This window comes from Amycolatopsis sp. NPDC045836 (assembly GCF_056431745.1).
On sequence record NZ_JBWKKF010000004.1, the window covers coordinates 56001 to 79707 of the forward strand.

A 23707-nucleotide genomic window follows, 5' to 3' on the forward strand; every position below is an offset into this window, starting at 1 on the left:
GGCTCAGAACCCCTCCATCGACCTGACCAGCGCGCCCAGTTCGGCCCGTCCGCTGATGCCGAGCTTGCGGTAGACGCAGCTCAGCCGCCGCTCCACGGTGCGCTTGGTGACCGAGAGCACCTGCGCGATCTCCCCGTTGGCGCGGCCGCGGGCGACCATGACCGCGACCTTACGCTCCGGCTCCGACAGCGAGGTCCAGATCGGCGAAACCGGCGCGGCGGGCGGGGTGCCCGCCCGCTCGCCCAGCTCCCGCAGCCGCGCGGTGAGCCAGTGCGAACGGTGGATGGTGGCCAGCGCGGCGGCCTCGGCCAGCAACGGCGGGGCCGCCGCCGGATCGCCGTCGTCCAGTTCGGCCGCCGCGGCCTCGAGCAGGGCCAGGGTGTAGACCGGGCTCAGCCGGTACCCGCGCAGCACCCGCAGCGCTTCGCGGGCCCGGAGCACGCGGTCCTCACCGGACAGCCGGGAGAAGCCCATTTCGGCCCAGCCCAGCGCACTCGGCGCCCCCCACTTCTCGGCCAGCGTCCACTCCTCCAGGCTCAGCCGCTGCGCTTCCTTGACGTGGCCCAGCGCGGCGGCCGCGCCGGCGGCCACCGACCGCCACGGCAGCAGGCCCGGGTTCACGATGTTCTGCCGCAGCAACCGCCTGCCGCACTCGCGGAACCGGTCCAGCGCGGCCACCGGGTCGCCCTCGGCCAGCGCCAGCAGCGCCTTGGCGAACATGAAGTAGGCGGAGAAGGCGCCTTCGGCCGGGCTGTCCCGCGCGGCCAGTTCCCTGGCCCGGTCGAGCCGTCCATATTGGACGTCGATGCACATCCGCAGGGAAACCGGGTAGAGCACCATGTTCGGGTGCCAGCCGCTCAGCGGCAGCGCGCGCTCGGCGGCGGCCAGGTCCCGTTCGGCGACGTCGTTGCGGCCGGTGCGCATGCTCAGCTCGGCCCGCACCGCCAGCACCCGCGCGGTGCCCGCCCGCAGGTGCGCGCGCTGCACGTCGGCCAGCAGCGCGTTCAGCTGGACCTCGGCCTCCTCCAGGTCGTCGGTGAGGATCAGCGCGCGGCAGGCGGAGAGCCGGGGCATCACCAGCAGCGGGCGCGCCTGCTCCCGGCGCAGCGCCCGGCGGGCGAGCACCCGGGTGGCCTGCAGGTCGTTCGCCGAGGCCGCCAGCTGCCAGGCCCTGGCCCCGGCCTGCGCGGTGTCCAGCGGGTGGTCCGGCAGCGACGGCATCTCCGGCACCATCGGCTCGCCGTCGTCCTGGCGGGTCTGCTCGGAAAGCCAGTACAGCGCCAGCATGCTGTCCTTTTCGGACTCGTGCTCGGCGAGCACCGCCTCGGCGGCCACCCGGCGGGCCCAGTGGCTGTCGCCCCGGCTCAGCTTGGCGTCCACCGCGCGCAGCCGCAGCCCGGCGAACTCGGGCCCGGGGGTGGTGGCGAGTTCGCTCAGCCGCCGGTCACTGGCCACCGGGGCCGCGGCCACCTGCACCGAGGCCAGTTCGAAGGTCAGCCGGGCGCGGGTCACCGGGTCCAGCGGTTCCTCCAGCACGCGGTTGAGGTAGGCGGTCGCCAGGCCGTCCTCGCCGTCGCGCAGCGCGGCGGCGAAGCTGCGGCGCAGCAGGTGCTCCGCCCACCGGCTGCCGATCGGCCCGGCGCACAGCAGGATCCGCGCCACGTCGGGATCACCGGCGCCGGCCCGGTAGGCCAGTTCCGCCGCGCGGGCGTGCAGTGCGGCGCGTTCGGGGCCCGGCATGCGCTCCAGCACCCTGGCCGCCACCACCGGCGCGCGCACCCGCAGCCGCTCCCCCTCGCCGACCGTCAGCCCGCTGGAGGCGAGGATCGAGCGGATCCGCGATTCGTGCAGGGTGGGCTCCCCGGCCAGCCGGCAGAGCAGCGGGAAGTCGAGCACGTGCCCGCAGACGGCGACGGCCCGCAGCACCGACATGGTCTCCGCGGACAGCCCGTCCAGCACCCGGGTGGCGTACTCGCCGAGCGCGGCCTCGCCGATGGCCCGCAGGCGCGGCACCCCGGCGGCCACCGGGCGGTCGCCCCGGTCCCGGAACTCGCCGAGAACTTCCTTGAGCAGCAAGGGATTGCCCCCGGTGGCGGCCAGCGCGGCGGCGGTGAACGCGGGCTCGCCCGGCTCGCCGCAGACCAGCTCCACCGCGTCCGCCACCCCACGCGGGCCGAGCGGGGCCAGCGGCAGTTCGACGGTGTCCACCTGCCCGCCGGGCACCAGGCTCGACACCGGCTCGGCGTCCCCGCAGACACCGCCGCCGGTGCTGGCCAGCAACGCGAGCCGGGTGCCGGGCAGCCGGCGCACCAGCGCGTGCAGCCAGGCCGACGACGCCGGGTCCAGCCACTGCGCCTCCTCGACGATCACCATCGTCGGCCGGGTGCGCGCGGACCGGGTCAGCTCGGCCAGCCCCGGCAGCTGGTCCGGTCCGGCCAGCACCTCGCGCACCCGCGGCACCAGCGGTGTGAGCAGCTGCGCGACCACGCCGTAGCGCAGCTCGTGCTCGGCCGGGGTCGCCTTGGCCCACAGCACCCGCACGCCCTGCCCACCGGCCAGCCGCGCCAGCCAGCGCAGCAGCTCGAACTGGCCGAGGCCGGGCGCGCCGGAGATGGCCACCACCGACGGCGTGCCGCGGTCGAGCGCGCCGAGCACGGTGGTCAGCGCGTTCCGCTCGGCCTGCCGCTCCAGGCCGAACACCTCGGTGAACCGGTCACCGTTCACGACAGCACCCGCTTCGCCGCGCCGCCGAGCGAGGACGGCATGTCGGCCAGCGCGGTGGCCAGCTCGGCGCGCGAACCGACGCCGAGCTTGCGGTAGACGTTGGTCAGGTGCGATTCGACCGTGCGCACGGTGACGAACAGCGATTCGGCGATGGCGCGGTTGCCCGCCCCGGCCACCGCGAGCGCGGCGACCTTGCGTTCGGTACCGGTGAGCATGTCGACCGGTGATTCGGTGATCTCCCGCATCCGCCCGCCCGCGGCGACCAGGCCCCGGCGCGCCGACCTCGCCAGCGCCAGCGCACCGCAGCGGCGGGCCAGGTCGGCGGCGGTGCGCAGGTGCCCGCGGGCGCGTTCGCGGTGCCCCGCCTGCAGCAGTGCCTGTCCCAGGCGGAACTCGGCGCGGGCCTGCTCCAGCCGGGCGGGGGAGCGCGCCAGCAGCGAAGCGGCTTCGGCGAGCAGGTCCATCCCGGCCGTGCCGGGGGTGATCACCCCGCGGGCCAGCGCGGCCAGCCCCAGCACCCGCGGGGTGCCCCAGCGGCGGGCCAGTTCGCTGCCGTGGTCGACGATCTCCACCGCGTCGCCCGGCCGCCGGGTGTCGGCCAGCACGCACGCCGCCTCCACCCACCACGGCACGAACGCCGGGTTCACCAGCCCGGCCTGCTTGAGCGACCGGCCGCACTCGTCGAACAACGCCAGCGCGCTGTCGGCGTCGCCGCGGGCCCACCGCGCCCTGGCCCGGGTCATCAGGAACCAGTGGTACTCCCAGACGAACCGGTCCAGGCCGGTGCGCCCCACCCCGGCCAGCAGTTCCTCGGCGCGCTCGGGTTCCCCGCGGTCGACCAGCGCGGCGGCGAGCGCCGTCGGCGGCATGGTCACCGCGTCGCCCCACGGTTCGCCGCGGCTGACGTCGAGCGAGACCTGCGCGTCGGAGATCGCGTCGGCCAGTTCGCCGAGGCCGTGCATGATGAACGCGCGGAAGGACAGCGTCAGCACGTAGGTGCGCACCGCCGCGTTCTCCCTGGCGTGGTCGAGCACCCGGTCGAGCGCGTCCATGCAGTCGCCGACCTCGTCGGCGAAGCTGAGCGCGAGCGCGGAGGACAGCAGCGACCAGCCGCCGAGGGTGACCCCCGGCCCGCGCATCGCCCGGCGCGCCTGCTCCACCGCCAGCGCCGGGGAGGTGCCGTCCATCGCGGTCACCACGGTCATCGTGCCGAGCAGCTGCCGCTGGGCCGGGGTGTCCCCCGGCGGCGGGGTCATCCGCGCCACCCGCGCGCGGATCGGCGCGATGGTGGCCTTCTCGTCGACGCCGGTGAGCAGCAGCGCCGATTCGACGTGCGTGCGCAGTTCGCGGTCGGCCGGATCGGGTTCGGGCCCCAGTTCCAGGTCCAGCGCGTCGAGCACCTCGCCGAGCACCCGCACCGCCTCCGGCGACTTCTGCACGTGCAGGCAGGTCATGCCGAACTGCACCGCGACCATCGCCCTGGTGCGCACGTCCAGCGCCAGCACCAGCGCCTCGCGCAGCAGCGCCGCCCCCTTCGGCGGGTCGATCTCCACCAGTGACCGCGCCAGCTGCAGCCGGACCGGCACGCTCTCCGGTTCGGCCTCCAGAACCCGGTGCAGGTAACGGATCGCGGCTTCGGGCGCCCCCCGCAGCTCGGCCCGCGCGGCCGCCGCGCGCAGCACCCCGGTCATCCACGGCTGGGTCACCTCCGGCACCAGCAGCAGCAGGTTCGCCACGTCCTCGGCGGGCCGCCCGGCGTCGCTGAGCAGGCTGGCGGCCCGCACGCGCAGCGCGGCGAGTTCGCCGGTGCCGATCGAGTCCAGCACCGCCGTGCGCACCACGTCGTGCACCGGTTCGGTCCGGTCGGCGGCCAGGATGTCCGCGCCGCGCAACAGCTCCAGCGCCGTCTCCACCCGGGCGGACGGCACCCCGGCGAGCGCGCCGAGCAGTTCCTCGCCCTGGTCGCCGAGCACCGCCACGGCCACCGCGACCGCACGCACCCAGTCCGGTTTGCGCTCCAGCGCGGCGCGGACCGAGGTGGCCACCACGTACCGGCCGACCTCGGTGACCCGGCGGGCGCCGTCGCGGTCGGGTGCCACGCCCAGTTCGCGCAGTTCCTGCAGCAGCCGGGTGAGCACCAGCGGGTTGCCGCCGGAGACCACCGCGGCGTTGTGCACGAAGGACGGATCCGCGGGCCCGGGGAACTCCCGGCCGATCACGGTGGCCACGTCGGCGTCGGCCAGCGGGCCCACGCCGATGGTGACCGCCCGCGGTTGCGCGGTGATGTCGGCCAGCGCGCCGGGTGCCACCGGTTCGGTCTCGGTGCGCAGCGCGAGCACCACCAGCAGCGGCAGGGTGTCCGCCCGCCGCATCAGGAACTCCAGCCAGCGCAGGGACCGCTCGTCGCACCAGTGCACGTCGTCCAGCGCCAGCACCAGCGGCCCGTCGGCCATCAGGTTCACCGCGAGCCAGTACAGCCCGTGCAGCGCCGGGTAGTCCGCGGCCGAGGAACCGGTGTTCCCCGGGTCGTCGGCCAGGGCGACCAGGGCGCGGCGGGCGCCGCCGCGCAGCAGCGGGGACCGCTCGGTCAGCTCCAGCGAACCGAACAACGCCTGCGCGCCGCCGTACCCGGTGCCCGCCACCACTTCCCCGCAGGCGCCGTGCAGCACCCGCATGCCTTCCCCGGCGGCCTGGGCGGTGAACGCCCGCAGCAGACTGGATTTGCCGATCCCGCTGGGTCCGGAAAGGACGACCAGGCCCGCGTCCCCGGCGCGGGCGGCCGCGGCCCGGCGCGCGAGCGCCCCCAGCTCGCCACCCCGGCCGACGAGCACACCGGGGCCGCCGGGGACGTCCGTCCGCTCGACCAACTGGTCCTCCCTTGCGCGGCGCAGCCCGTGACGACTTCGCCAGATGGCGGGTCACCCCCGCATCCCGGCCCCCACGCCGCATCCGCGGGACCAAGGTTAGGCGGCTCGCGGGTCATCGTGCACGACCGGTGATCCGGCCGTGGAACCGTACAGTCGTACGGTGACCCCGTCCGGCCTTCCGCGTGGTCGCCGCCCTTTCCGGTGAACATTTCCCCGGCGACCGCGCCGAGCAGGTGTTCCGCCGCGCACAACGGTGTTACGGCGGCCGATGCCACCACCGCGGAGCAGGCGAACCGCCCATATCCCCCACGACCCCGCCGCGGCCCGGAGTTACCGTTCGATGGGCGGCCGATGGAAAACACCGATCAAGCCTGGAAGAGCGGTTCCACGCAGTGCGTTCGAACGCACACACAGTGCACTGTTCACTGTGGTCGGTCATTAACCAACTGTGTTTTATGCCGCGCCTCCGGCGCGGCGGCGAGGTCGCTTTTGAGCCGGTCATCGGAGGACGGCACGCCGTGCCGCTGGGCGGCCCGGCGCACCGCCCTCCGGTGACCGGCGCGACCTCGCGGGGTTCACCTGAGCTGTTCCCCGAATGTCCGCGAAAAGCGGAAAAAGAGGGCGAAGAGCGGGGAAATGCCGCAAGACTAGGCAAATCCCGGGGAGGGCGCGGGTCTACTGGGGCCGCCCCTGCCACGGCAAGCCGTAGAGGTGACTGATGACGATTTTCGCCGTGCCGGACTCGGCCGAGGCGGTCGACCACCGCGATCCGGTGCACCGGCTGGCCCAGCTGCTCGACCCCGGCTCGCTGGTGCCCGTCCACGCCGGCGAGGGGATCGGCCTCGCCGTGGCGCGCGGGCTCGTCGGCGGTACGCCGGTGATCGCCTACTGCACCGACGGCAGCCGGATGGGCGGCGCCATCGGCGTCGACGAGGCACCCCTGATCGTCGAGGCGATCGACCTCGCCGTCGAGCAGGGCTGCCCGGTGATCGGCGTCTGGCACTCCGGGGGCGCGAAGCTCAACGAGGGCGTGGCCGCGCTCGACGGCATCGGCCGCATGTTCGCCGCCATGGTCCGCGCCTCGGGCCGCGTGCTGCAGCTGTCCGTGGTGCTCGGCCCGGCCGCCGGTGGCGCGGCCTACGGCCCGGCGCTGACCGACCTGGTGGTGATGTCCGAAGCCGGCCGGGTGTTCGTCACCGGGCCCGACGTGGTCCGCTCGGTCACCGGCGAGCAGATCGACATGGCCGGTCTCGGCGGCGCGGAGGCACACGGGCGCAAGTCCGGCGTCGTGCACGTGACCACCGGGACCGAAGCCGAAGCCTTCGCCGAAGCCCGGCGGATCGTCGGCTTCGTCGGCAGGCCGGGCTCGGTCGACACGAAGGCCGTCACCGGCACCGGAGACCTCCGGGCGCTGCTGCCCGATTCCCCCCGCCGCGCCTACGACGTCAAACCACTCGTGCGCGCCCTGCTCGACGACGGCGATTTCGCCGAACTGCAGGCGAAGTGGGCGCCGAACATCGTCGTCGGCTTCGGCCGGATCGGCGGGAAGACCGTCGGCGTCATCGCGAACAACCCGCTGCGCAAGGGCGGCTGCCTGGATTCGCTGTCCGCGGAGAAGGCCTCGCGGTTCGTGCGGATGTGCGACTCCTTCGGCATCCCGCTGCTGGTGCTGGTCGACGTGCCGGGGTACCTGCCCGGCGTCGGGCAGGAGTGGGGCGGGGTGGTCCGCCGCGGCGCCAAACTGCTGCACGCCTTCGCCGAAGCCGTCGTCCCCCGGATCACCCTGGTCACCAGGAAGTCCTACGGCGGCGCGTACATCGCGATGAACTCCCGCTCGCTCGGCGCCAGCGCGGTGCTCGCCTGGCCCGAGGCCGAGGTCGCGGTGATGGGCGCCGAGGCCGCGGTCGGCATCCTGCACCGCAAGAAGCTCGCCGCCGCACCGGAACACGAGCGCGAGGCGCTGCTGGCCACGCTGGTCGCCGAGCACGAGCTGATCGCCGGCGGGGTCGGCCGGGCACTGGGCATCGGCGTGGTCGACGAGGTCATCGAACCGGCGGACACCCGGCAGCGCCTGGCGGGCCTGCTCGCCTCCTTCCCGCACACCCGGGGAGAGCACCGCAACATCCCGCTCTGAGCGTCGTCACCGCGAACCCGGTCCGCTTGGGTAGGGTTGCCGCACCGGGAACGGGTGTGGCAAGGGCGGGTTCTCCGGTGCCCGCCGGAAGGGATGATCGGTGACCGGGAGCGGAACCACGGTGCGCGCCCTGCTGGCCCGCGTGCTGCGCGAGTCGGGTGACGAGTTGACGGAGAACTGGGTGACGGCCCAGTCGGGGCGCCTCGCCGAGGGCCACCAGCCCGGCAGGGCGGAACTGCTGGCCGAAGCGGCCGCGGTGCTCGAGGCGCTGCGCACGGGGCTCGACTCCGACCTGCCCGCCGGCCGGGTCGTCCGCGAGCACCTGCCGCTGCGCGACGCGATCACCGACCTGTCCTCCCGGCGTGCCCGCGACGGTGCCGCCCCGCAGGACACCGCGATGGCCACCCTCTCGCTCAAGGAGATCCTGCTCGCCGCCGTGCGCCGGGAGACCACCGACCCGGCGGTGCTGCTGGAGACCTCGCTGGTGGTCAACCAGCTGCTCGACACCGCGGGCCTGCTCACCTTCCAGTCCTATGTAGAGGGACGGGAGGAGATCATCCGGCGGCAGCACGAGCAGATGCTCGAACTGTCCACCCCGGTCATCCGGCTGTGGCGGCACATCCTCGCGGTACCGCTGATCGGCACCCTGGACAGCGCCCGCACCCAGGTGGTGATGAACGGGCTGCTCGAAGCCATCCAGGCCAACGAGGCCAGGGTGGCGATCATCGACATCACCGGGGTGCCCACGGTGGACACCGTGGTCGCCCAGCACCTGCTGCAGACCGTCGGCGCGGTGCGGCTGATGGGCGCGGAGTGCCTGATCAGCGGCATCCGCCCGGCGATCGCGCAGACCATCACCCAGCTCGGCATCGACCTGTCGATGATCAGCACCCGCAGCACGCTGGCCGACGCGCTGGCCGAGGCGATGCGCGTGGTGCGGGACGGCAGCGACGACGCCAGCGGCACCGGCGAGCAGTTCGCGGAGCTCCGGTGACCGGCCCCGTCCCGATCCTGCGCCTCGGCGACATCCTGCTCACCGGGCTGCTCAACGACCTCGACGACAAGACCGCGCTGGAGTTCACCGGCGAACTCGTCGACCGCATCGCCGACGAGGGCGCCAGCGGGGTGGTGATCGACATCTCGCGGCTGGAGATCATCGACTCGTTCGTGGCCAGGGTGCTGATGGAACTGGCGGGCACCGGCAAGCTGCTCGGGGCCCGGATGATCGTGGCGGGGATGCGGCCCGCGGTGGCGATCACGCTGTCCGAACTCGGCCTGCAGCTGTCCGGGGTGGAGACCGCGCTGAACGCCGAGCGCGCGATGGCGCGGCTGGGCTGGGAGCAGCGGCGGACCGGTGCCCATGCACACGGGTGAGACCACCACCCAGCCGGGTGGTGCGGTGCCCGAGGAGCACCACGCCATCGCCGACGAGCGCGACCTGCTGCGGTCGCGGCACGCGGTCCGCGCCGCGGCCGTCGCGGCCGGGTTCGACCTGGTCGGCCAGACCAAGCTGGTCACCGCGGCCAGCGAACTGGTGCGCAACGCCTACATCCACGGCGGCGGCGGGGTGCTGCGCATCGTGCCGCTGACCGGGGCGGGCGGGCGCCGGGGCGTGCGGCTGGTGGTCTCCGACGACGGGCCGGGCATCCCGGACGTGGACACCGCGCTCAGCGACGGCTACAGCACCGGCGCCGGGCTCGGCCACGGCCTCGGCGGCACCCGGCGGCTGGTGGACGAGTTCCGCATCGAATCCGAACCGGGCCGCGGCACCACCGTCGTGGTGGAGCGCTGGGCATGAGCTCCCCGCTCGCCGTCGGCGGGTTCACCAGGCAGCTGCGGGTGGACCACGTCAGCACGGTCCGCGTGGCCGCGCGGATCGCCCGTGAGCTGGCGAGCGCGGCCGGCTTGCCCTCGCCGCTGCCGGACCAGGCCGCGGTGGTGGCCTCGGAACTGGCCAGCAACCTGGACAAGCACGCCCGCGAGGGCCAGCTCTACCTCCAGCCGGTGCTGCACGGCACCGGCGTGGACATCATCGCCGCGGACGGCGGTCCCGGCATGCTCGACGTGGACCGCTGCCTGGCCGACGGGCACACCACCACCGGCACGCTCGGCGCCGGGCTGGGTGCGATCCGCCGGATGGCGGGCGAGTTCGCGGTGCACTCCGTGCCGGGTGAGGGCACGCTGATCAGCGCCCGCCTGCTGGCGCCGGGCGGCCCGCGGCGGCCACCGGTGGCGCACCTGAACGTGCCGGCGCCCGGGGAGGAGGTCAGCGGCGACCTGACCGCGGTGCGGGAGACCGAAGCCGGGTTCACCCTGCTCACCGCCGACGGCCTCGGGCACGGGCCGGACGCCGCCGAAGCCTCCGCGGCGGTGCTCCGCGCGTTCGACGCGGACCCGGCGCGCCCGCTGCCCGCGTTGTTCACCGAACTGCACCGCGCCGCCAGGCAGACCAGGGGCGCGGCCGTGGCGGTGCTGCGGCGGCGGGGGACGCACGGGGAGTTCCTCGGCATCGGCAACGTCAGCGCGGCGGTGCTGGCGGACGGTTCCGCACGGCAGCTGCTCAGCCTGCCCGGGGTGGTGGGGCTGCGCCTGCCGCCCGCCGCGGTGCGGCCGGTGGACCTGCCGGACGGCGCCACCGCGGTGCTGCACTCCGACGGGGTGGCCGGTGGCTGGCTGCCCGGCGCGGCCACCCGGGCCGGGCTGGTGCCCGCGCTGCTGGCGGCGTCGCTGGTGCACCGCCACCGGGTGCCCCGCGACGACGCCTCCGTGCTGGTGGTGCAGTTCCCCGGAGCACCGGGATGAGCTGGGAACTGCGGACCACGGCTCCGCACCAGCGGCTGCCGCAGCTGCGGGCGAACCTGCGTCAGCTGTGCGACCGGCACGGCGTGCCGCTGGAGGTGCGGGCACGGCTGGTGCTCTCGGCGACCATGGTGGCGCGGGCCGCGCCACCCGGGGCGCCGCTGACGCTGAGCGCCACCGTCCGGCGCGAGACCAGCTCGGTCCTCCTGGTGGTCACCGTGGAGCTGGCCGTTCCGCCCGCCGAACTGCCCGAACTGCCGCTGCCCGCCGAACCGGCGGGGCCCGGCAGGCTGGTCTGGCGGCTGCCGGTGCCCGGGCACCCCGCCCGGGGCCGGGCCTCGGACGAGGAACTGGCCACCGAGGAAGAACTGCGGGCGGTGCTCGCCCGCGCCGACGCCATCGAGCACGAGCACCGGCAGCTCAAGCACGAAATCGCCGAGACGAACAGCGGTGTGCTGGCCATGTACGTCGACCTGGAGCAGCGCGACGAGCAGCTGCGCGAGGCGCACGCGCTGATCTTCCGCGAGCTCAAGCACGCGTTGCGCCCGCCGCCGCCCGCGGTGCCGGGGGTGGAGCTGGGCGTGCGGTACGACCCGGCCGATCCGCAGGCCCCGACCGGCGGTGACCTCTACGACTGGTTCCTGCTGCCGGACGGCACCCTGCACATCACCGTGGTCGACGCGGTCGGGCACGGGGTGACCTGCACCCGGCACGCCCTGCAGGTCACGCACGCGGTCCGGGCGCTGGCGCTGGAGGGGCGGCCGCTGGAGGAGCTGATCGAGCGGACCGCGCACACCGTGCTCGCCGGGGAACCGCGGCTGCGGGCCACCGTGCAGGTGGCGCGGCTGCACCCGGAGACCGGGCAGCTGCGGCTGGCCGGTGGCGGGCACCCGCCCGCGCTGGTGGTCTCCGGGGACGACGTCCGGTTCCTGCCCACCCCCGGCCGCGGCATCGGTTTCCCGCAGCCGGGCAGCGACACCCTCGTCCGGCACCGGCTGCACCCCGGCGACCTGCTGTTGCTGTACACCGACGGGCTGACCGAGAGCCGGAAGGACGCCGAGGAGGGCGAGCAGCGCCTGCGGGCGGTGGCCCGCCGCCACGCCGGCCGGCCGGCCGGGGAGCTGACCGAGGCGGTGGTGCGCGACATGCACGAAGTCGTCACCCACCTCGACGACACCCTGCTGCTGGCTGCCCGGCTACGACCGGCGGCGGCGCGGGGTGAGCCGGACGCCGGGTAGCACCGGAGCCGGGATCCGCTCGCCGCCGTGGCCGTCGACCACGCCGAAACGGGTGCCCGCGGCCCAGTCGGCGCGGGCGGCGGCGATCTCGTCGTGGCTGCGCCCGACGAAGTTCCACCACATCACCAGTTCGCCGGGGAACGGCTCACCGCCGAGCAGCAGCGCGCGGGCGTGGCCGGTGATGCCCAGTTCCGCGCGCCCCGTGCCGAGGTGGAGCAGCGGGCCCGCGCCGAGCGGCACGCCGTCCACCTCGAGCTCCCCGTCGATCACCAGCAGGGCGTGCTCGAAGTCCGGGCGCAGCGGCAGGACCGCCCGCGCGCCGGGGGTGACCGCCAGTTCGGCGCCCAGCAAGGGGGTGTGCACCGTGGCGGGTGAAACGGCGTCACCGAGCGCGCCCATCAGCACGGTCGCGGTGACCCCGTCCGCGGTGTAGGCGGGCAGGTCGGTGTGCTGCTCGAAGGACGGCTCGATGCCCAGCGCGGCGTCGGGCAGCGCCACCCACAGCTGCAAGGCGTGCAGCAGCGGGACTTCCCCGGTGCCGCGCACCGAGAACTCCGAATGCGCGATACCGCGTCCCGCGGTCATCAGGTTCAGCTGCCCCGGGCGCACGAGCACGTCCGAGCCGACCGAATCCCGGTGCCGGATCTGTCCGGCCAGCGGCCAGGTCACCGTCTGCAGGCCGGTGTGCGGGTGCGGCAGCACGTTCATCTCGACCCGTTCCGGGCCGAACCGGTCGAGGAAGCACCAGGCGCCGACGGCGGGCAGGGCCCGCTGCGGCAGCAGCCGGTCCACCTTCATCCCGCGCACCCCGCCGAGCGGCACCGCCCGCGGTTCGTGGAACTCCGCCACCGCGCCCTCCCCGGCCGCCGACCGGCGGAGCGGCGCCTCGGGCCTGCTGTCCAGGCCGGTCATCGCCCGCTCCGGCCGACGTGGGCTTCGTAGCCGGGGTTGCGTTCGAGGTACTTCGCGATGAACGGGCACAGCGGCACGATCACCCGCCCCCGCCGGACCACGTCGTCGAGCGCACCGGCGGCGAGCACCTTGCCCAGCCCCTGACCGCCGAACTCGTCGCCGACCTCGGTGTGGGTGAAGACGGTCCGGTCACCGTCCTCCCGGTACTCGGCGAAACCGGCCACCCGGTCACCGACGAAGACCTCGTACCGGGAGCCGTCCTGGTTCCGCTCCACCCGCGGTCGCTCAGCCATCACCGTTCTCCTCACTGCCACCGGTACTTCCGCCGATGCCTCGCAGCACCACGGCCAGTCCGCCGCGGAACTCCTCGTCGGCGCCGATCCGCCTGGCCCGGCGCGCGGTTTCACGCAGCCGGGGGAATTCGGTCTCGGGCAGCGCGGCCAGCGCGTCGGTGCCCGGACCGGACAGCGGCCCCAGGTGCTCGGCCTGCAGCGCGCCGAGCAGGTAACCGACCAGCACGCGGAAGGCGATGACCCGGCGCTGCCCGTGGAACCCGGCGTCGGCCAGCACGCCCAGCACGGCCTCACCCCAGCGGGCCGAGGCCGGCGACGAATGCCGGTGGGTGAGCAGCAGCGGCACCACGGCGGGGTGGCCGCCGACGGCCGCGCGCATCCGCTCGGCGTAGGTGGTCAGCCGGGTGCGCCACGGCGCCCGCGGCGGTGCTTCGAGGTCGATTCCGCCGAGCACCAGTTCCACGATGAGCGATTCGAGCTGCTCGCGGTCCTCGACGTAGCGGTAGAGCGACATCGTGCCCATGCCGAGTTCGCTCGCCACGGCACGCATGGACAGCGCCGCGAGGCCGTCGCGGTCGAGCACGGCGAGCGCGGCGGTGGCGATCCGGGCGGGGGTCAGGGAGCGGGGGCGGGGCATCTCGTTGACAGCGTACGGCATACGCGCATACGTTCGTAGGCGTACACCGCACGCTTACGAATCCAGGAGGAAGCATGACCAGGCGGATCCAGCCGGGCACGGTGCTCGAACCACGCGAGATCGACGTGGTGGACGGGGAGCCGGTGGCCGTTCCGCTGCGGGGGCGGCTGGTGCACCTGCAGTTCCGGCGGTTCGCCGGCTGCCCGGTGTGCAACGTGCACCTGCGCTCGGTGACCCGGCGGCACGCCGAACTGAGCGCGGCCGGGGTGCTGGAGGTGGCCGTCTTCCACTCCCCCGAGGCCGAACTGCGGGAGCACACCGCGGACCTCCCGTTCGCCGTGGTCGCCGATCCGGGCAAGCGGCTCTACCGCGAGTTCGGCGTGGAGTCGGGCCCGCGGGCCCTGCTCGACCCGCGGGCGTGGCGGCCGGTGCTGCGCGGCGTGGCGGCCGGGCTGCTCCGGCGCGACCGGCTGCCCGCCCCGAAGCAGGAACACGGCAGGCTCGGGCTGCCCGCGGACTTCCTGATCGGCGGGGACGGCACCGTGCTCGCGGCGAAGTACGGGGAGCACGTCTACGACCAGTGGAGCGTGGACGAGATCCTGGCGCTCGCCCGCGCCGGAACTGACGTACCCCGCGGCTAACGTGTGCGCCGTGCCCACCGCTGAAGAGATGCTGAGTACCACCGCCGTCGCCGAACTGGCCCGCTGCCTCGGGAAAGCCGCTCCCGGACTGGACCTTTCGGCGTTGCGTGCCGCCCCGGGCGCGGTACCGGGGATGAGCTTCGGCGAACGCGGCCGGTTCGTCCGGGACGCGGTGCTCGCCGGGCTGCCCGCCGACTACCCGGAGTTCGAAGCCGTCGTCCGCGCCGCGCTGGCCGATCCGCGGTTCACCGGCTGGATGGTCTGGCCGGTCACCGAAGCGGTGGCGGTGCGGGCGCTGCCGGAGCACTTCGACGCCGGGCTCGGCCTGCTGGCCGCGCTCACCCCGCTGCTCACCGCGGAGTTCGCCATCCGGTCCTTCCTGGACACCGACCTGGACCGGGCGCTGGCGGTGGCGCTCTCCTGGGCGAAGCACGAGAACGAGCACGTGCGCAGGCTCGCCAGCGAGGGCACCCGCCCGCGGCTGCCGTGGGCCCGGCGGGTCAGGGCGATCACGCGGCGGCCGGCGGCGGCGCTGCCGGTGCTCGACGCCCTGCACCGCGACGAGTCGGAGTACGTCCGGCGTTCGGTGGCCAACCACCTCAACGACATCAGCAGGCTCGACCCGGAACTGTGCGTGCGGACCGCGGCCCGCTGGCTGGCAGGCGGTGGCGAGCACACCCGCCGGCTGGTCCGGCACGGCCTGCGCACCCTGGTCAAGCAGGGCGACCCGGCCGCGCTGGAACTGCTCGGCTTCGGCCCGCCTGCCGGGCTGGCGGTGGACGGGCCGCGGGTCCCGGCCGCCGAGGTGGCCGTCGGCGGCCACCTGGCGTTCGACTTCACCGTGCTGAACCAGGGCACCGAACCGCTGAGCCTGGCCATCGACTACGTGGTGCACCACCGCAAGGCCAACGGCAGCCTGTCCCCGAAGGTGTTCAAGCTGACCACCCGCACCCTGCCCGCCGGTGGCGCGGCGACGATCGAGCGGCGGCACTCGTTCAAGCCGATCTCCACCCGCGTCTACCACCCCGGCGAACACGCGCTGGAACTGCAGATCAACGGCGTGCCGTTCGGCAGGCTGCCGTTCGAACTGCTCGCCGCGACGAGCCCTCCCGTTGGCGATCGGGGTCGTTAGTCAGCGCTGTCGAAGACCCGGCGCTGCTGACCACCGCATCCCCGGCGGAGCTCCGCGGGACACTCGCTAGACCACGGCCCCGTCGGTCGTGTCCAGGCCCAGCATCCGGTCCAGGAGTTCGTCGTGGCGCCCGGGCAGCCGGATGTGCGGCGGGTCCGGCTGCCCCAGCGAGTGGTCGTCGGCGCGCAGGGCGGCGAGGAAGCGCACCACGGCCCGCGGGTCCGGCAGCACGTCGTCGCCGCCGAGGTAGGCCAGCACGATCACGTCCTCCCCGCAGGACGCCTCGATCGCCGCGGCCCAGCCGTGCTGCTCGTCCCACAGCAGCGCGACGTCCCGCCCGGGGAACCGGCCGAACCGCCAGTCGATGGCGATGTAGGCCGAGACCGGGGTGTCCAGGTCGACGGTGCAGGACTCCAGGCCGATCCCCAGCGCCGAGGTGACGGCTTCGAGGTAGCCGCGGAGGCCGCGGTTGAACCGGTATTCGACGTCTGAGTCGATCAGGCTGCTCACGGGACGATGCCTTTCGTCGGCGGGACCGGCGGTTAACTCTGTGGCGGTACGCCCGTTTACCCCGTGCAGTGCGTAATCACACCTGGTATCCGGATTTTCCGCCGCCGATCACCCGGTCCGAGGTGTAACGTTCGCCACTTCCGGGTACCCGGCGGTATCGGCACCGCGCGAAGGGCTGGTAACCCATGCTGAGCCACCACGACCGGGAGCAGCTGAAGAAGATCGAAGAGTGGTTCGAGGCCGCCGAACCGGCCCTCGCCGCCTCCTTCCGCCGCATCGGCACCCCCCGCCGGTTCCGCATCGGCCGCACCCTCCCGATCTGCGTGGACGTGGTCGCCGGGCTGCTGCTCACCCTGGCGGTGCTCACCGCCAACGCCACGCTCGTGCTGACCGGCATGCTGGCCCTGGTCGTCGGCGTCGGCCTGCACCTCGCCCGCCACCTGCCCGCCGACCTCTGAGTCGTCACAACTCGGCGGTGTAGTACCGCACCAGTTCCGGGAACCGCGGCTCCTTCGGCGGGCTGCCCGCCTTGACCACCGGCTGCCCGCTGAGCAGCTTCGCGAGGTTGTCCATGGAGATGTGGAACCCGGCGGCGCTCTGCGGCACGTGGTCCAGGTCGTCCACGGTCATGGCGAAGCGGAGCAGGCAGCCGTCACCGTCCTCACGCAGCTCCCACTCCATCACCTCGCCGTAGGCCCGCCAGCTCACCCGGCGTTCCGGTTCGACCTCCAGCACCCGTCCCCGCTCCGGCTTCTCCTTCCCGAACGCCAGCAGCAGTTCCCCGCCCGGCACGGCTGCTCCCCGCACCCGCCACGGGGTCCACCCGGACAGCTCCGCCTCCTCGGTCAGCGCCCGCCACACCCGGGCGACGCCGTGGGGGTACCGGCGCTCCAGGCGCAGCCACCCGTTCTCGAATTCCGCCATGGTCCTGCTCCTTCCGTTGCCTCACCCCCCTCGACGAACGGCCCCGGCGGAGACCGACACCTCAGCCGAACGAATGCGCGGGGGTCACCACGCGGGTGTGCCGGATCAGGTCGAACCAGCCCGCGGGGGTGCCGTCGAGGTGGCCGTCGGCCGGGTAGCGCGGGCCGACCAGCCTGGTCCTGGCGGGGGCGTTGGCCAAGGACGGCGGCGCGTCACGCAGGTCGAGCAGGAAGGTGTCCGCCTTCGCGGTGTCCAGGGTGGCTTCCAGGAAGTCCGGCGGCGGCACCGGCAGCCAGTCCAGCGGGTCCCCGTGGTGGAAGGTCAGCCCGGTCGAAAGGTAGGAGAACCGCTCGCGCAGCAGGCTGCCCATGGTCGGCACGCCGTCCGGGGCGGTGTGCGCGATGCCGCCCCAGTACACCAGCTTCGCCGGGTTCCGGTCGCGCCACCGCGAAATCCCGTCGGCGAGCACCCGCTCGATCCCGGCCCTGGTCCCGGGCAGCTCCGGGACCTGCTCGGGGTGCACCACGCGCACCGGATCACCGGGATTCCGCTCGTTGCGGGACCGCAGCCACCGGATGGCGCCGAGGACCTCTTCGGCCCGCAGGAACGGCCTCGCCGCGGCGAGGATCTCCCGCGGATCACCGTGGCCGGTCACCACGTACTCGTCGAGCAGCGCACTCGCCACGTCGTCGCCTTCGAGCGCCAGCGCGCGGAAGCCGTGCTCGCGCACCAGGTACCGCAGCATCTCGCCGGCCATTGCGGACACTTCATGGGCGGCGCGGCAGGACACGCCCAGCGCCACGATGTCCGCGCCCGCGGCCCGGGCGCCAAGGCCGTCCAGTCCGTCGCTGATCACTTCGTCCAGCCAGTCGGTCATGCCGCGACGCTAGAACTTGAACAAAGGTTCAGGTCAACCGCTCGGCCAGCCTGCCGAGGAACGGCCGCTGCCCCTTGACCAGCTTCCACTCGGCTTCGGCCAGGTCGAACCACTCGAACCGGTCCATCTCGGGGAACTCCTGCAACCGGCCCGAGCGCGGCGGCCACTCCATCTCGAAGGTGCCGGGCACGGCCAGCGACGGGTCGAGGTCGGCTTCGAGCGCGAAGACCGTGACCACCTTGCCCGACTGGCGCACCTCCCCCAGTCCGACCGGCTCCCCGGCGGGCACCGGCAGGCCCAGTTCCTCCCCGAATTCGCGGCGGGCGGCGGCCAGGGGTTCCTCGTCCGGCTCGTACTCGCCCTTCGGCACCGACCAGGCGGCTTCGTCCTTGCGGGCCCAGAACGGGCCGCCCATGTGCCCCAGCAATACCTCGGTGTGCGCCGGTCCCCCGCGGTGCAGGAGCAGCCCGGCGCTGCGTTTGGCCGCCATGGCGGTCATTCTGCCCCTAAGGTGCCAAGCATGCGCCTGCTGATCATCGCCGACACGCACGTGCCCAAACGCGCCCGCGACCTGCCCGCCGAGGTGTGGTCGCGGGCCGAGGCCGCCGACGTGGTGGTGCACGCCGGTGACTGGGTCGAAGTGGCCCTGCTCGACGAGCTGGAACAGCGGTCGAAGCGGCTGATCGGGGTCTACGGCAACAACGACGGGCCCGAACTGCGGGCCCGGCTGCCCGAGGTGGCCCGCGCCGACCTGGACGGCCTGCGGCTGGCCGTGGTGCACGAAACCGGTGCCGCGAAGGGCCGCGAAGCCCGGTGCGCCAAGGCGTACCCCGGCACCGACGTGCTGGTGTTCGGGCACAGCCACATCCCGTGGGACACCGAGACCGGCACCGGGCTGCGCCTGCTCAACCCCGGTTCCCCCACCGACCGGCGCCGCCAGCCGCACCACACCTACCTGACCGCGGTCGTCGAGGGCGGCGAACTGACCGAGGTCGAGCTGCACGAGCTGGGAGCGTCATGAGAATTCCCGAGTTGATCGGCTCGGCCTGGAACTCCCTGTCCGTCAAGCGGGTCTACGGCGAGCCGTGCGAGAAGGACGGCGCCGTGGTCATCCCGGCCGCCACCGTCTGGGGTGGCGGTGGCGGCGGCGACCACCTCGACGGGCACCAGGCCCACGGCGCGGGCTTCGGCCTGATCGCCCGCCCGACCGGCGCCTACGAACTCCGGGGCGGCCGGGTCCGCTGGGTGCCGGCGCTCGACGTCAACCGCCTGGTCACCGCCACCGCCGCGGTCGCGGTGACCTACCTGCTGACCCGGTCGCGGCGCACCCGGGTGGAATCGCGCACCACCAGTTCCGGGGTGTAGACCACGGTCTGGTGCTCGTGCTCCTCCGGCGCCGTGCCGGTCTCGGCGATGATCAGTTCGGCGGCGGTCCGGCCGAGCCGGGTGGCGGGCTGGCGGACCGAGGTCAGCGGCACCGCGGCCGCCGCGGCGAACTCGATGTCGTCGTAGCCGACGATGGCCATCTCCTCCGGCACGCGCACCCCGGCCGCCACCATCGCCTGGAGCACGCCGAGCGCGAGCAGGTCGTTGGCGCAGAACACCGCCGTTGGCCGCGGGCTGATGCCGAGCACGCGTGCCCCGGCGTCCCGCCCGGACGCCACGTCCAGCGCCTCGGACTCCAGCACGGTGAACGTGCGGCCGGGCGCGGGCGCGCCGGCCAGGGCGGCACGGGCACCGGCCTCGCGGTCGCGGCACTGCGCCAGCAACTGCGGCCCGTTGACGAAGGCGAGGTGCGTGTGCCCGGCCTCGATCAGGTGCCTGGCCGCCAGCGCGCCCCCGGCGACGTCGTCCACCGAAACCGAACAGGCGTCGGAATCGGGCACCTTGCGGTCGACGAACACGTACGGGATGCCGCTGCGGCGGAAGCTCTCCAGGCTCTCGCCCGCCGAGCCGACCGGGCTGAGCAGCACCCCGCGCACCCGCTGCTCGGCGAGCATGGCCAGGTGCGCGGCCTCGCGGTCGACCCGCTGGCCGCTGTTGCAGGTGATCACGTTCAGGCCCTGTTCCTGCGCCGCCTGCTCGGCGCCCTGCGCCACGTCCACGAAGAACGGGTTGCCCAGGTCGAGCACCAGCACCGCGAGCGTGCGGCTGCGACCGGCCCGCAGCTGCCTGGCGGACTCGTCGCGGACGTACCCCAGCTCCTGGATCACCGAGAGCACCCGGGACCTGGTCGCGGCCGAAACCACGTGCGGCCGGTTGACCACGTTGGACACCGTGCCGATGGACACCCCGGCGATCCGGGCCACGTCCTTAATGCCGACCATACTTGCTCTCCGTCACACCGAACCCTAACATGCGGATGAAACGTTTCAACGCTACCCGGCCGACTCCACTGGGAGACGTGATGAGCCAGGAAACCGTCGATCGGCTGCTGCGGCGGTCCCACCGGCTGGGTGCGGACCCGGCCAACACCAACTACGCCGGCGGCAACACCTCGGCCAAGGGCGTGGCCACCGACCCCGCCTCCGGCGACGAGGTGGAACTGTTGTGGGTCAAGGGATCCGGTGGTGACCTCGGCACGCTCACCGAGCCCGGGCTGGCGGTGCTGCGGCTCGACCGGCTGCGCGGGCTGACCCGCGTCTACCCCGGCCCCGACCGGGAGGACGAGATGGTCGCCGCGTTCGACTACTGCCTGCACGGGCGTGGCGGCGCGGCCCCGTCCATCGACACCGCGATGCACGGCCTGGTCGACTCCGCGCACGTGGACCACCTGCACCCCGACTCCGGGATCGCGCTGGCCACCGCCGCCGACGGGGAGGAACTCACCCGGCGCTGCTTCGGCGACCGGGTGGTGTGGGTGCCGTGGCGGCGCCCGGGTTTCCAGCTGGGCCTGGACATCGCGGCGAGCAAAGCGGCCAATCCGCAGGCCATCGGGTGCATCCTCGGCGGGCACGGCATCACCGCGTGGGGTGACACTTCGCAGGAGTGCGAGTCGCGCTCGCTGGAGATCATCCGCACGGCGGCGGCCTTCCTGGCCGAGCACGGCCGCCCGGAACCGTTCGGCGCCCGTGTCGCCGCCAGCGAACCGCTGCCCGAGAACGAGCGGCGGGCGCGGGCCGCCGCGCTGGCCCCGGTGCTGCGCGGGCTCGCCTCCACCGATCGCCGCCAGCTCGGGCACTTCACCGACTCCGCGGTGGTGCTCGACTTCCTCGCCGGGGCGGAGCACCCGCGCCTGGCCGCGCTCGGCACCTCCTGCCCGGACCACTTCCTGCGCACCAAGGTCCGCCCGATGGTGCTCGACCTGCCGCCGACGGCGCCGCTGGACGAGACGATCACGCGGCTGCGGGAGCTGCACGAGCAGTACCGCGCGGACTACCGCGCCTACTACGAACGGCACGCCGAGCCGGGCTCCCCCGCCATGCGCGGTGCCGATCCGGCGATCGTGCTGGTGCCCGGCGTGGGCATGTTCTCCTTCGGGGCCGACGCGCAGACCGCGCGCGTGGCGGGTGAGTTCTACGTCAACGCGATCAACGTGATGCGCGGGGCGGAAGCGGTGTCGGCCTACGCGCCGATCCCGGAAAGCGAGAAGTTCCGCATCGAGTACTGGTCGCTGGAGGAAGCCAAGCTCCGGCGGCGCCCGGCACCCGGACCGCTGGCGGGCCGGGTCGCCCTGGTCACCGGCGGCGGTTCCGGCATCGGCAAGGCGACCGCGCGGCGGCTGGCGGCCGAGGGCGCGTGCGTGGTCGTCGCCGACCGGGACGCCGGCTCGGCTCACGAGGTCGCCGCGGACCTCGGCCCCGACACCGCCGTCGCGGTGGAAGCCGACGTCACCGACGAGGACGGGATCGCCGCCGCCTTCGCCGCCGCCGCGCTCGCCTTCGGCGGGGTGGACCTGGTGGTGAACAACGCCGGGCTGTCCGTGTCGAAGCCGCTGCTGGAAACCAGCGCGGCCGACTGGGACCGCCAGCACGACGTGATGGCCCGCGGCTCGTTCCTGGTCTCGCGCGAGGCGGCGCGGCAGATGATCGCGCAGGGCCTCGGCGGCGACCTGGTCTACATCGTCAGCAAGAACTCGGTGTTCGCCGGGCCGAGCAACGTGGCCTACGGGGCGGCCAAGGCGGACCAAGCCCACCAGGTGCGGTTGCTCGCCGCCGAACTGGGGGCGCACGGCATCCGGGTCAACGGGGTGAACCCGGACGGGGTGGTGCGGGGTTCGGGCATCTTCGCCGGTGGCTGGGGCGCGCAGCGGGCGGCGGTCTACGGCGTGGCGGAGGAGGACCTCGGCGCCTTCTACGCCCAGCGGACGCTGCTCAAGCGCGAAGTGCTGCCGGAGCACGTGGCCGGTGCGGTGTTCGTGCTCACCGCGGGTGAACTCGGGCACACCACCGGCCTGCACGTGCCGGTGGACGCCGGGGTCGCCGCGGCGTTCCTCCGCTGATGGCCGCGGTCTTCGCGGCGGTCGACCTCGGCGCCTCCAGCGGGCGCGTGGTGACCGGGCGGTTCGGGGCGGGCACGCTGGAACTGGCCGAGGTGCACCGGTTCCCGAACGAGCCGGTGACCGGGGACGGGGTGCTGCGCTGGGACATCCGCACCCTGTACCGGGGGGTCACCGACGGCCTGCGCGCGGCGGTGGCGCGGCACGGGGCGCTGGACGGCATCGGCGTCGACTCCTGGGCGGTGGACCACGGCCTGCTCGACGCCTCGGGTGCGCTGCTCGCGGATCCGGCGCACCACCGGGATCCGCGGACTTCCCGGGGCGTCGAGCGGGTGCACGCCGTGGTGCCGCCGTCGCGGTTGTACGCCAGGACGGGCATCCAGTTCCAGCCGTTCAACACCGTCTACCAGCTGGCGGCGGCGGACCTGGCGCCGGTGCACGAGGTCCTGCTGGTGCCCGACCTGCTGTGCTACTGGCTCACCGGGGAGAAGGGCACGGAGCGGACGAACGCCTCCACCACCGGCCTGCTCGACCCGCACACCGGCGAGTGGTGCGCCGAGCTGTTCGACGAACTGGGCCTGCGGCGGGACCTGTTCCCGCCCCTGCGTGACCCGGGCACACCGGCCGGGCACCACGAGGGCTGCCCGGTGTACACCGTCGGCTCGCACGACACCGCGTCGGCGGTGGTCGCCGTGCCCGCCGCACACGAGCGCTTCGCCTACATCTCGTGCGGGACGTGGTCGCTGGTCGGGGTGGAACTGGACGAGCCGGTGCTCACCGAGGCGGCCAGGGCGGCGAACTTCACCAACGAGCGGGGGGTGGACGGCAAGATCCGGTTCCTGCGGAACGTGATGGGCCTGTGGCTGCTGCAGGAGGTGCAGCGGGACCTCGGGCTGGCGCTGGGTCCCCTGCTCGAAGCGGCGGCCAGGGCTCCCGGGGGACGCAGCGTCGTCGATGCGGCCGACCCGCGCTTCCTGCCGCCGGGCGGGATGGCCGCCCGCATCCGGGAAGCTTGTCTTTCGGCTGGGCAACCGGAACCCCGCGACCCCGGCGAACTGGCCCGGTGCGTCCTGGACAGCCTGGCGCTGTCCTACCGCGACGCCGTCGCCGACGCCGTGCGCCTCTCCGGACGCCCGGTCGAAGCCATCCACCTGGTGGGCGGCGGGGCGCACAACACCCTGCTCCGCCACCTCACCGCCGAAGCGTGCGGCCTGCCGGTGCACGCCGGTCCGGCCGAAGCCACCGCCGTGGGCAACCTGCTCGTCCAGGCCCGAGCCGCCGGTGTGCTCAGCGGCTCCCTCCGTGACCTGCGCCAGTTGCTGCGCACGACCCACCCCCCGGAATGAATCGTTTCAGGGCGTCAGCAAGTCGGGCGGGCTCCGAGCACGCGAAGCCACGGCCGGGGAACCAGTCCCGGCAAGCAGGGCCTCGCCGGCCAACCCGACCGCTCCCCCGCCACGAGCATCCGCACATCCCACGCATCAGCACGCGAAGCCACCGCCCGGGGAATCACCTTCGCATTTCGGCGCAGGCAGTACCCCGCCGGCCGAACCGCTGATTCCCTCGCCACAAGGCAATCGG

General features: G+C 74.0%; 23 protein-coding genes. 13 read left to right on the forward strand and 10 right to left on the reverse strand.

Features of this window, described 5'->3' with window-relative positions:
• Window positions 1–3: 3 nt before the first annotated feature.
• Window positions 4–2724 (reverse strand): AAA family ATPase, encoded by a 2721-nt coding sequence (locus AC07EG_RS07650; protein WP_478252219.1) that lies wholly within the window; start codon window positions 2722–2724, stop codon window positions 4–6.
• On the reverse strand, window positions 2721–5591 hold the full coding sequence (locus tag AC07EG_RS07655; protein ID WP_478252220.1) for a helix-turn-helix transcriptional regulator: 2871 nt from the start codon (window positions 5589–5591) through the stop codon (window positions 2721–2723). Before AC07EG_RS07655 ends, AC07EG_RS07650 begins: the two co-directional genes overlap by 4 nt.
• A 718-nt stretch (window positions 5592–6309) precedes the next feature.
• On the opposite strand from AC07EG_RS07655, the gene AC07EG_RS07660 reads away from it, so the two are divergent.
• From AC07EG_RS07660 to AC07EG_RS07685, 6 genes are all read left to right on the forward strand, one after another.
• Window positions 6310–7725, forward strand: a complete 1416-nt coding sequence (locus AC07EG_RS07660; RefSeq protein WP_478252221.1) for an acyl-CoA carboxylase subunit beta — start codon at window positions 6310–6312, stop codon at window positions 7723–7725.
• A gap of 100 nt (window positions 7726–7825) precedes the next feature.
• Window positions 7826–8719, forward strand: a complete 894-nt coding sequence (locus AC07EG_RS07665) for an STAS domain-containing protein (RefSeq protein ID WP_478252222.1) — start codon at window positions 7826–7828, stop codon at window positions 8717–8719.
• Window positions 8716–9099, forward strand: coding sequence for an STAS domain-containing protein (locus AC07EG_RS07670; RefSeq protein ID WP_478252223.1), 384 nt, complete (start codon window positions 8716–8718; stop codon window positions 9097–9099). The genes AC07EG_RS07665 and AC07EG_RS07670 overlap by 4 nt, the downstream gene beginning before the upstream one ends.
• A complete protein-coding gene (locus AC07EG_RS07675; protein WP_478252224.1) occupies window positions 9086–9523 on the forward strand; it encodes an ATP-binding protein in 438 nt (145 codons plus the stop codon). Before AC07EG_RS07670 ends, AC07EG_RS07675 begins: the two co-directional genes overlap by 14 nt.
• Window positions 9520–10527, forward strand: a complete 1008-nt coding sequence (locus AC07EG_RS07680; RefSeq protein WP_478252225.1) for an ATP-binding protein — start codon at window positions 9520–9522, stop codon at window positions 10525–10527. Before AC07EG_RS07675 ends, AC07EG_RS07680 begins: the two co-directional genes overlap by 4 nt.
• Window positions 10524–11762 carry a PP2C family protein-serine/threonine phosphatase gene (locus tag AC07EG_RS07685; protein WP_478252226.1) on the forward strand — a complete coding sequence of 413 codons (1239 nt, stop codon included), beginning with the start codon at window positions 10524–10526 and terminating at the stop codon, window positions 11760–11762. The genes AC07EG_RS07680 and AC07EG_RS07685 overlap by 4 nt, the downstream gene beginning before the upstream one ends.
• On the opposite strand, the gene AC07EG_RS07690 is transcribed toward AC07EG_RS07685, so the two are convergent.
• The 3 genes from AC07EG_RS07690 to AC07EG_RS07700 are packed head-to-tail and all read right to left on the reverse strand — an operon-like array spanning window position 11721 to window position 13604.
• Window positions 11721–12674, reverse strand: a complete 954-nt coding sequence (locus AC07EG_RS07690) for a pirin family protein (RefSeq protein ID WP_478252227.1) — start codon at window positions 12672–12674, stop codon at window positions 11721–11723. The genes AC07EG_RS07685 and AC07EG_RS07690 overlap by 42 nt on opposite strands.
• A complete protein-coding gene (locus tag AC07EG_RS07695; RefSeq protein WP_478252228.1) occupies window positions 12671–12967 on the reverse strand; it encodes a GNAT family N-acetyltransferase in 297 nt (98 codons plus the stop codon). Before AC07EG_RS07695 ends, AC07EG_RS07690 begins: the two co-directional genes overlap by 4 nt.
• A complete protein-coding gene (locus AC07EG_RS07700; protein WP_478252229.1) occupies window positions 12960–13604 on the reverse strand; it encodes a TetR/AcrR family transcriptional regulator in 645 nt (214 codons plus the stop codon). Before AC07EG_RS07700 ends, AC07EG_RS07695 begins: the two co-directional genes overlap by 8 nt.
• 74 nt (window positions 13605–13678) lie before the next feature.
• Between AC07EG_RS07700 and AC07EG_RS07705 the strand changes: the two genes are divergently transcribed.
• Window positions 13679–14245: a peroxiredoxin-like family protein gene (locus AC07EG_RS07705; protein ID WP_478252230.1), complete on the forward strand. Its 567-nt coding sequence runs from the start codon at window positions 13679–13681 to the stop codon at window positions 14243–14245.
• A 10-nt stretch (window positions 14246–14255) separates the two neighbouring features.
• The gene (locus tag AC07EG_RS07710; RefSeq protein ID WP_478252231.1) at window positions 14256–15377 is read left to right on the forward strand and encodes a DNA alkylation repair protein; all 1122 of its coding nucleotides are present in this window, start codon (window positions 14256–14258) and stop codon (window positions 15375–15377) included.
• 66 nt (window positions 15378–15443) lie between these two features.
• Here AC07EG_RS07710 and AC07EG_RS07715 read toward each other — a convergent pair whose 3' ends face one another.
• The gene (locus AC07EG_RS07715) at window positions 15444–15887 is read right to left on the reverse strand and encodes a DUF6292 family protein (protein WP_478252232.1); all 444 of its coding nucleotides are present in this window, start codon (window positions 15885–15887) and stop codon (window positions 15444–15446) included.
• 185 nt (window positions 15888–16072) lie between these two features.
• Between AC07EG_RS07715 and AC07EG_RS07720 the strand changes: the two genes are divergently transcribed.
• A complete protein-coding gene (locus tag AC07EG_RS07720; RefSeq protein WP_478252233.1) occupies window positions 16073–16345 on the forward strand; it encodes a DUF3040 domain-containing protein in 273 nt (90 codons plus the stop codon).
• 4 nt (window positions 16346–16349) lie between these two features.
• Here AC07EG_RS07720 and AC07EG_RS07725 read toward each other — a convergent pair whose 3' ends face one another.
• From AC07EG_RS07725 to AC07EG_RS07735, 3 genes are all read right to left on the reverse strand, one after another.
• On the reverse strand, window positions 16350–16811 hold the full coding sequence (locus AC07EG_RS07725) for an SRPBCC domain-containing protein (RefSeq protein ID WP_478252234.1): 462 nt from the start codon (window positions 16809–16811) through the stop codon (window positions 16350–16352).
• A gap of 61 nt (window positions 16812–16872) precedes the next feature.
• Window positions 16873–17688, reverse strand: a complete 816-nt coding sequence (locus AC07EG_RS07730; protein ID WP_478252235.1) for an erythromycin esterase family protein — start codon at window positions 17686–17688, stop codon at window positions 16873–16875.
• Window positions 17689–17716: 28 nt separating this feature from the next.
• On the reverse strand, window positions 17717–18178 hold the full coding sequence (locus tag AC07EG_RS07735; protein ID WP_478252236.1) for an NUDIX hydrolase: 462 nt from the start codon (window positions 18176–18178) through the stop codon (window positions 17717–17719).
• Window positions 18179–18208: 30 nt separating this feature from the next.
• Between AC07EG_RS07735 and AC07EG_RS07740 the strand changes: the two genes are divergently transcribed.
• Entirely contained in the window at window positions 18209–18709 is a 501-nt protein-coding gene (locus AC07EG_RS07740) for a metallophosphoesterase family protein (RefSeq protein WP_478252237.1), read from the forward strand.
• Window positions 18706–19053: a sporulation protein gene (locus AC07EG_RS07745; protein WP_478252238.1), complete on the forward strand. Its 348-nt coding sequence runs from the start codon at window positions 18706–18708 to the stop codon at window positions 19051–19053. Before AC07EG_RS07740 ends, AC07EG_RS07745 begins: the two co-directional genes overlap by 4 nt.
• On the opposite strand, the gene AC07EG_RS07750 is transcribed toward AC07EG_RS07745, so the two are convergent.
• The gene (locus AC07EG_RS07750) at window positions 18990–20015 is read right to left on the reverse strand and encodes a LacI family DNA-binding transcriptional regulator (protein WP_478252239.1); all 1026 of its coding nucleotides are present in this window, start codon (window positions 20013–20015) and stop codon (window positions 18990–18992) included. The genes AC07EG_RS07745 and AC07EG_RS07750 overlap by 64 nt on opposite strands.
• A gap of 80 nt (window positions 20016–20095) precedes the next feature.
• Here AC07EG_RS07750 and AC07EG_RS07755 point away from each other — a divergent pair, with 80 nt between their 5' ends.
• On the forward strand, window positions 20096–22129 hold the full coding sequence (locus tag AC07EG_RS07755) for a bifunctional aldolase/short-chain dehydrogenase (protein ID WP_478252240.1): 2034 nt from the start codon (window positions 20096–20098) through the stop codon (window positions 22127–22129).
• The gene (locus AC07EG_RS07760) at window positions 22129–23472 is read left to right on the forward strand and encodes a rhamnulokinase (RefSeq protein ID WP_478252241.1); all 1344 of its coding nucleotides are present in this window, start codon (window positions 22129–22131) and stop codon (window positions 23470–23472) included. Before AC07EG_RS07755 ends, AC07EG_RS07760 begins: the two co-directional genes overlap by 1 nt.
• Window positions 23473–23707: the final 235 nt, after the last annotated feature.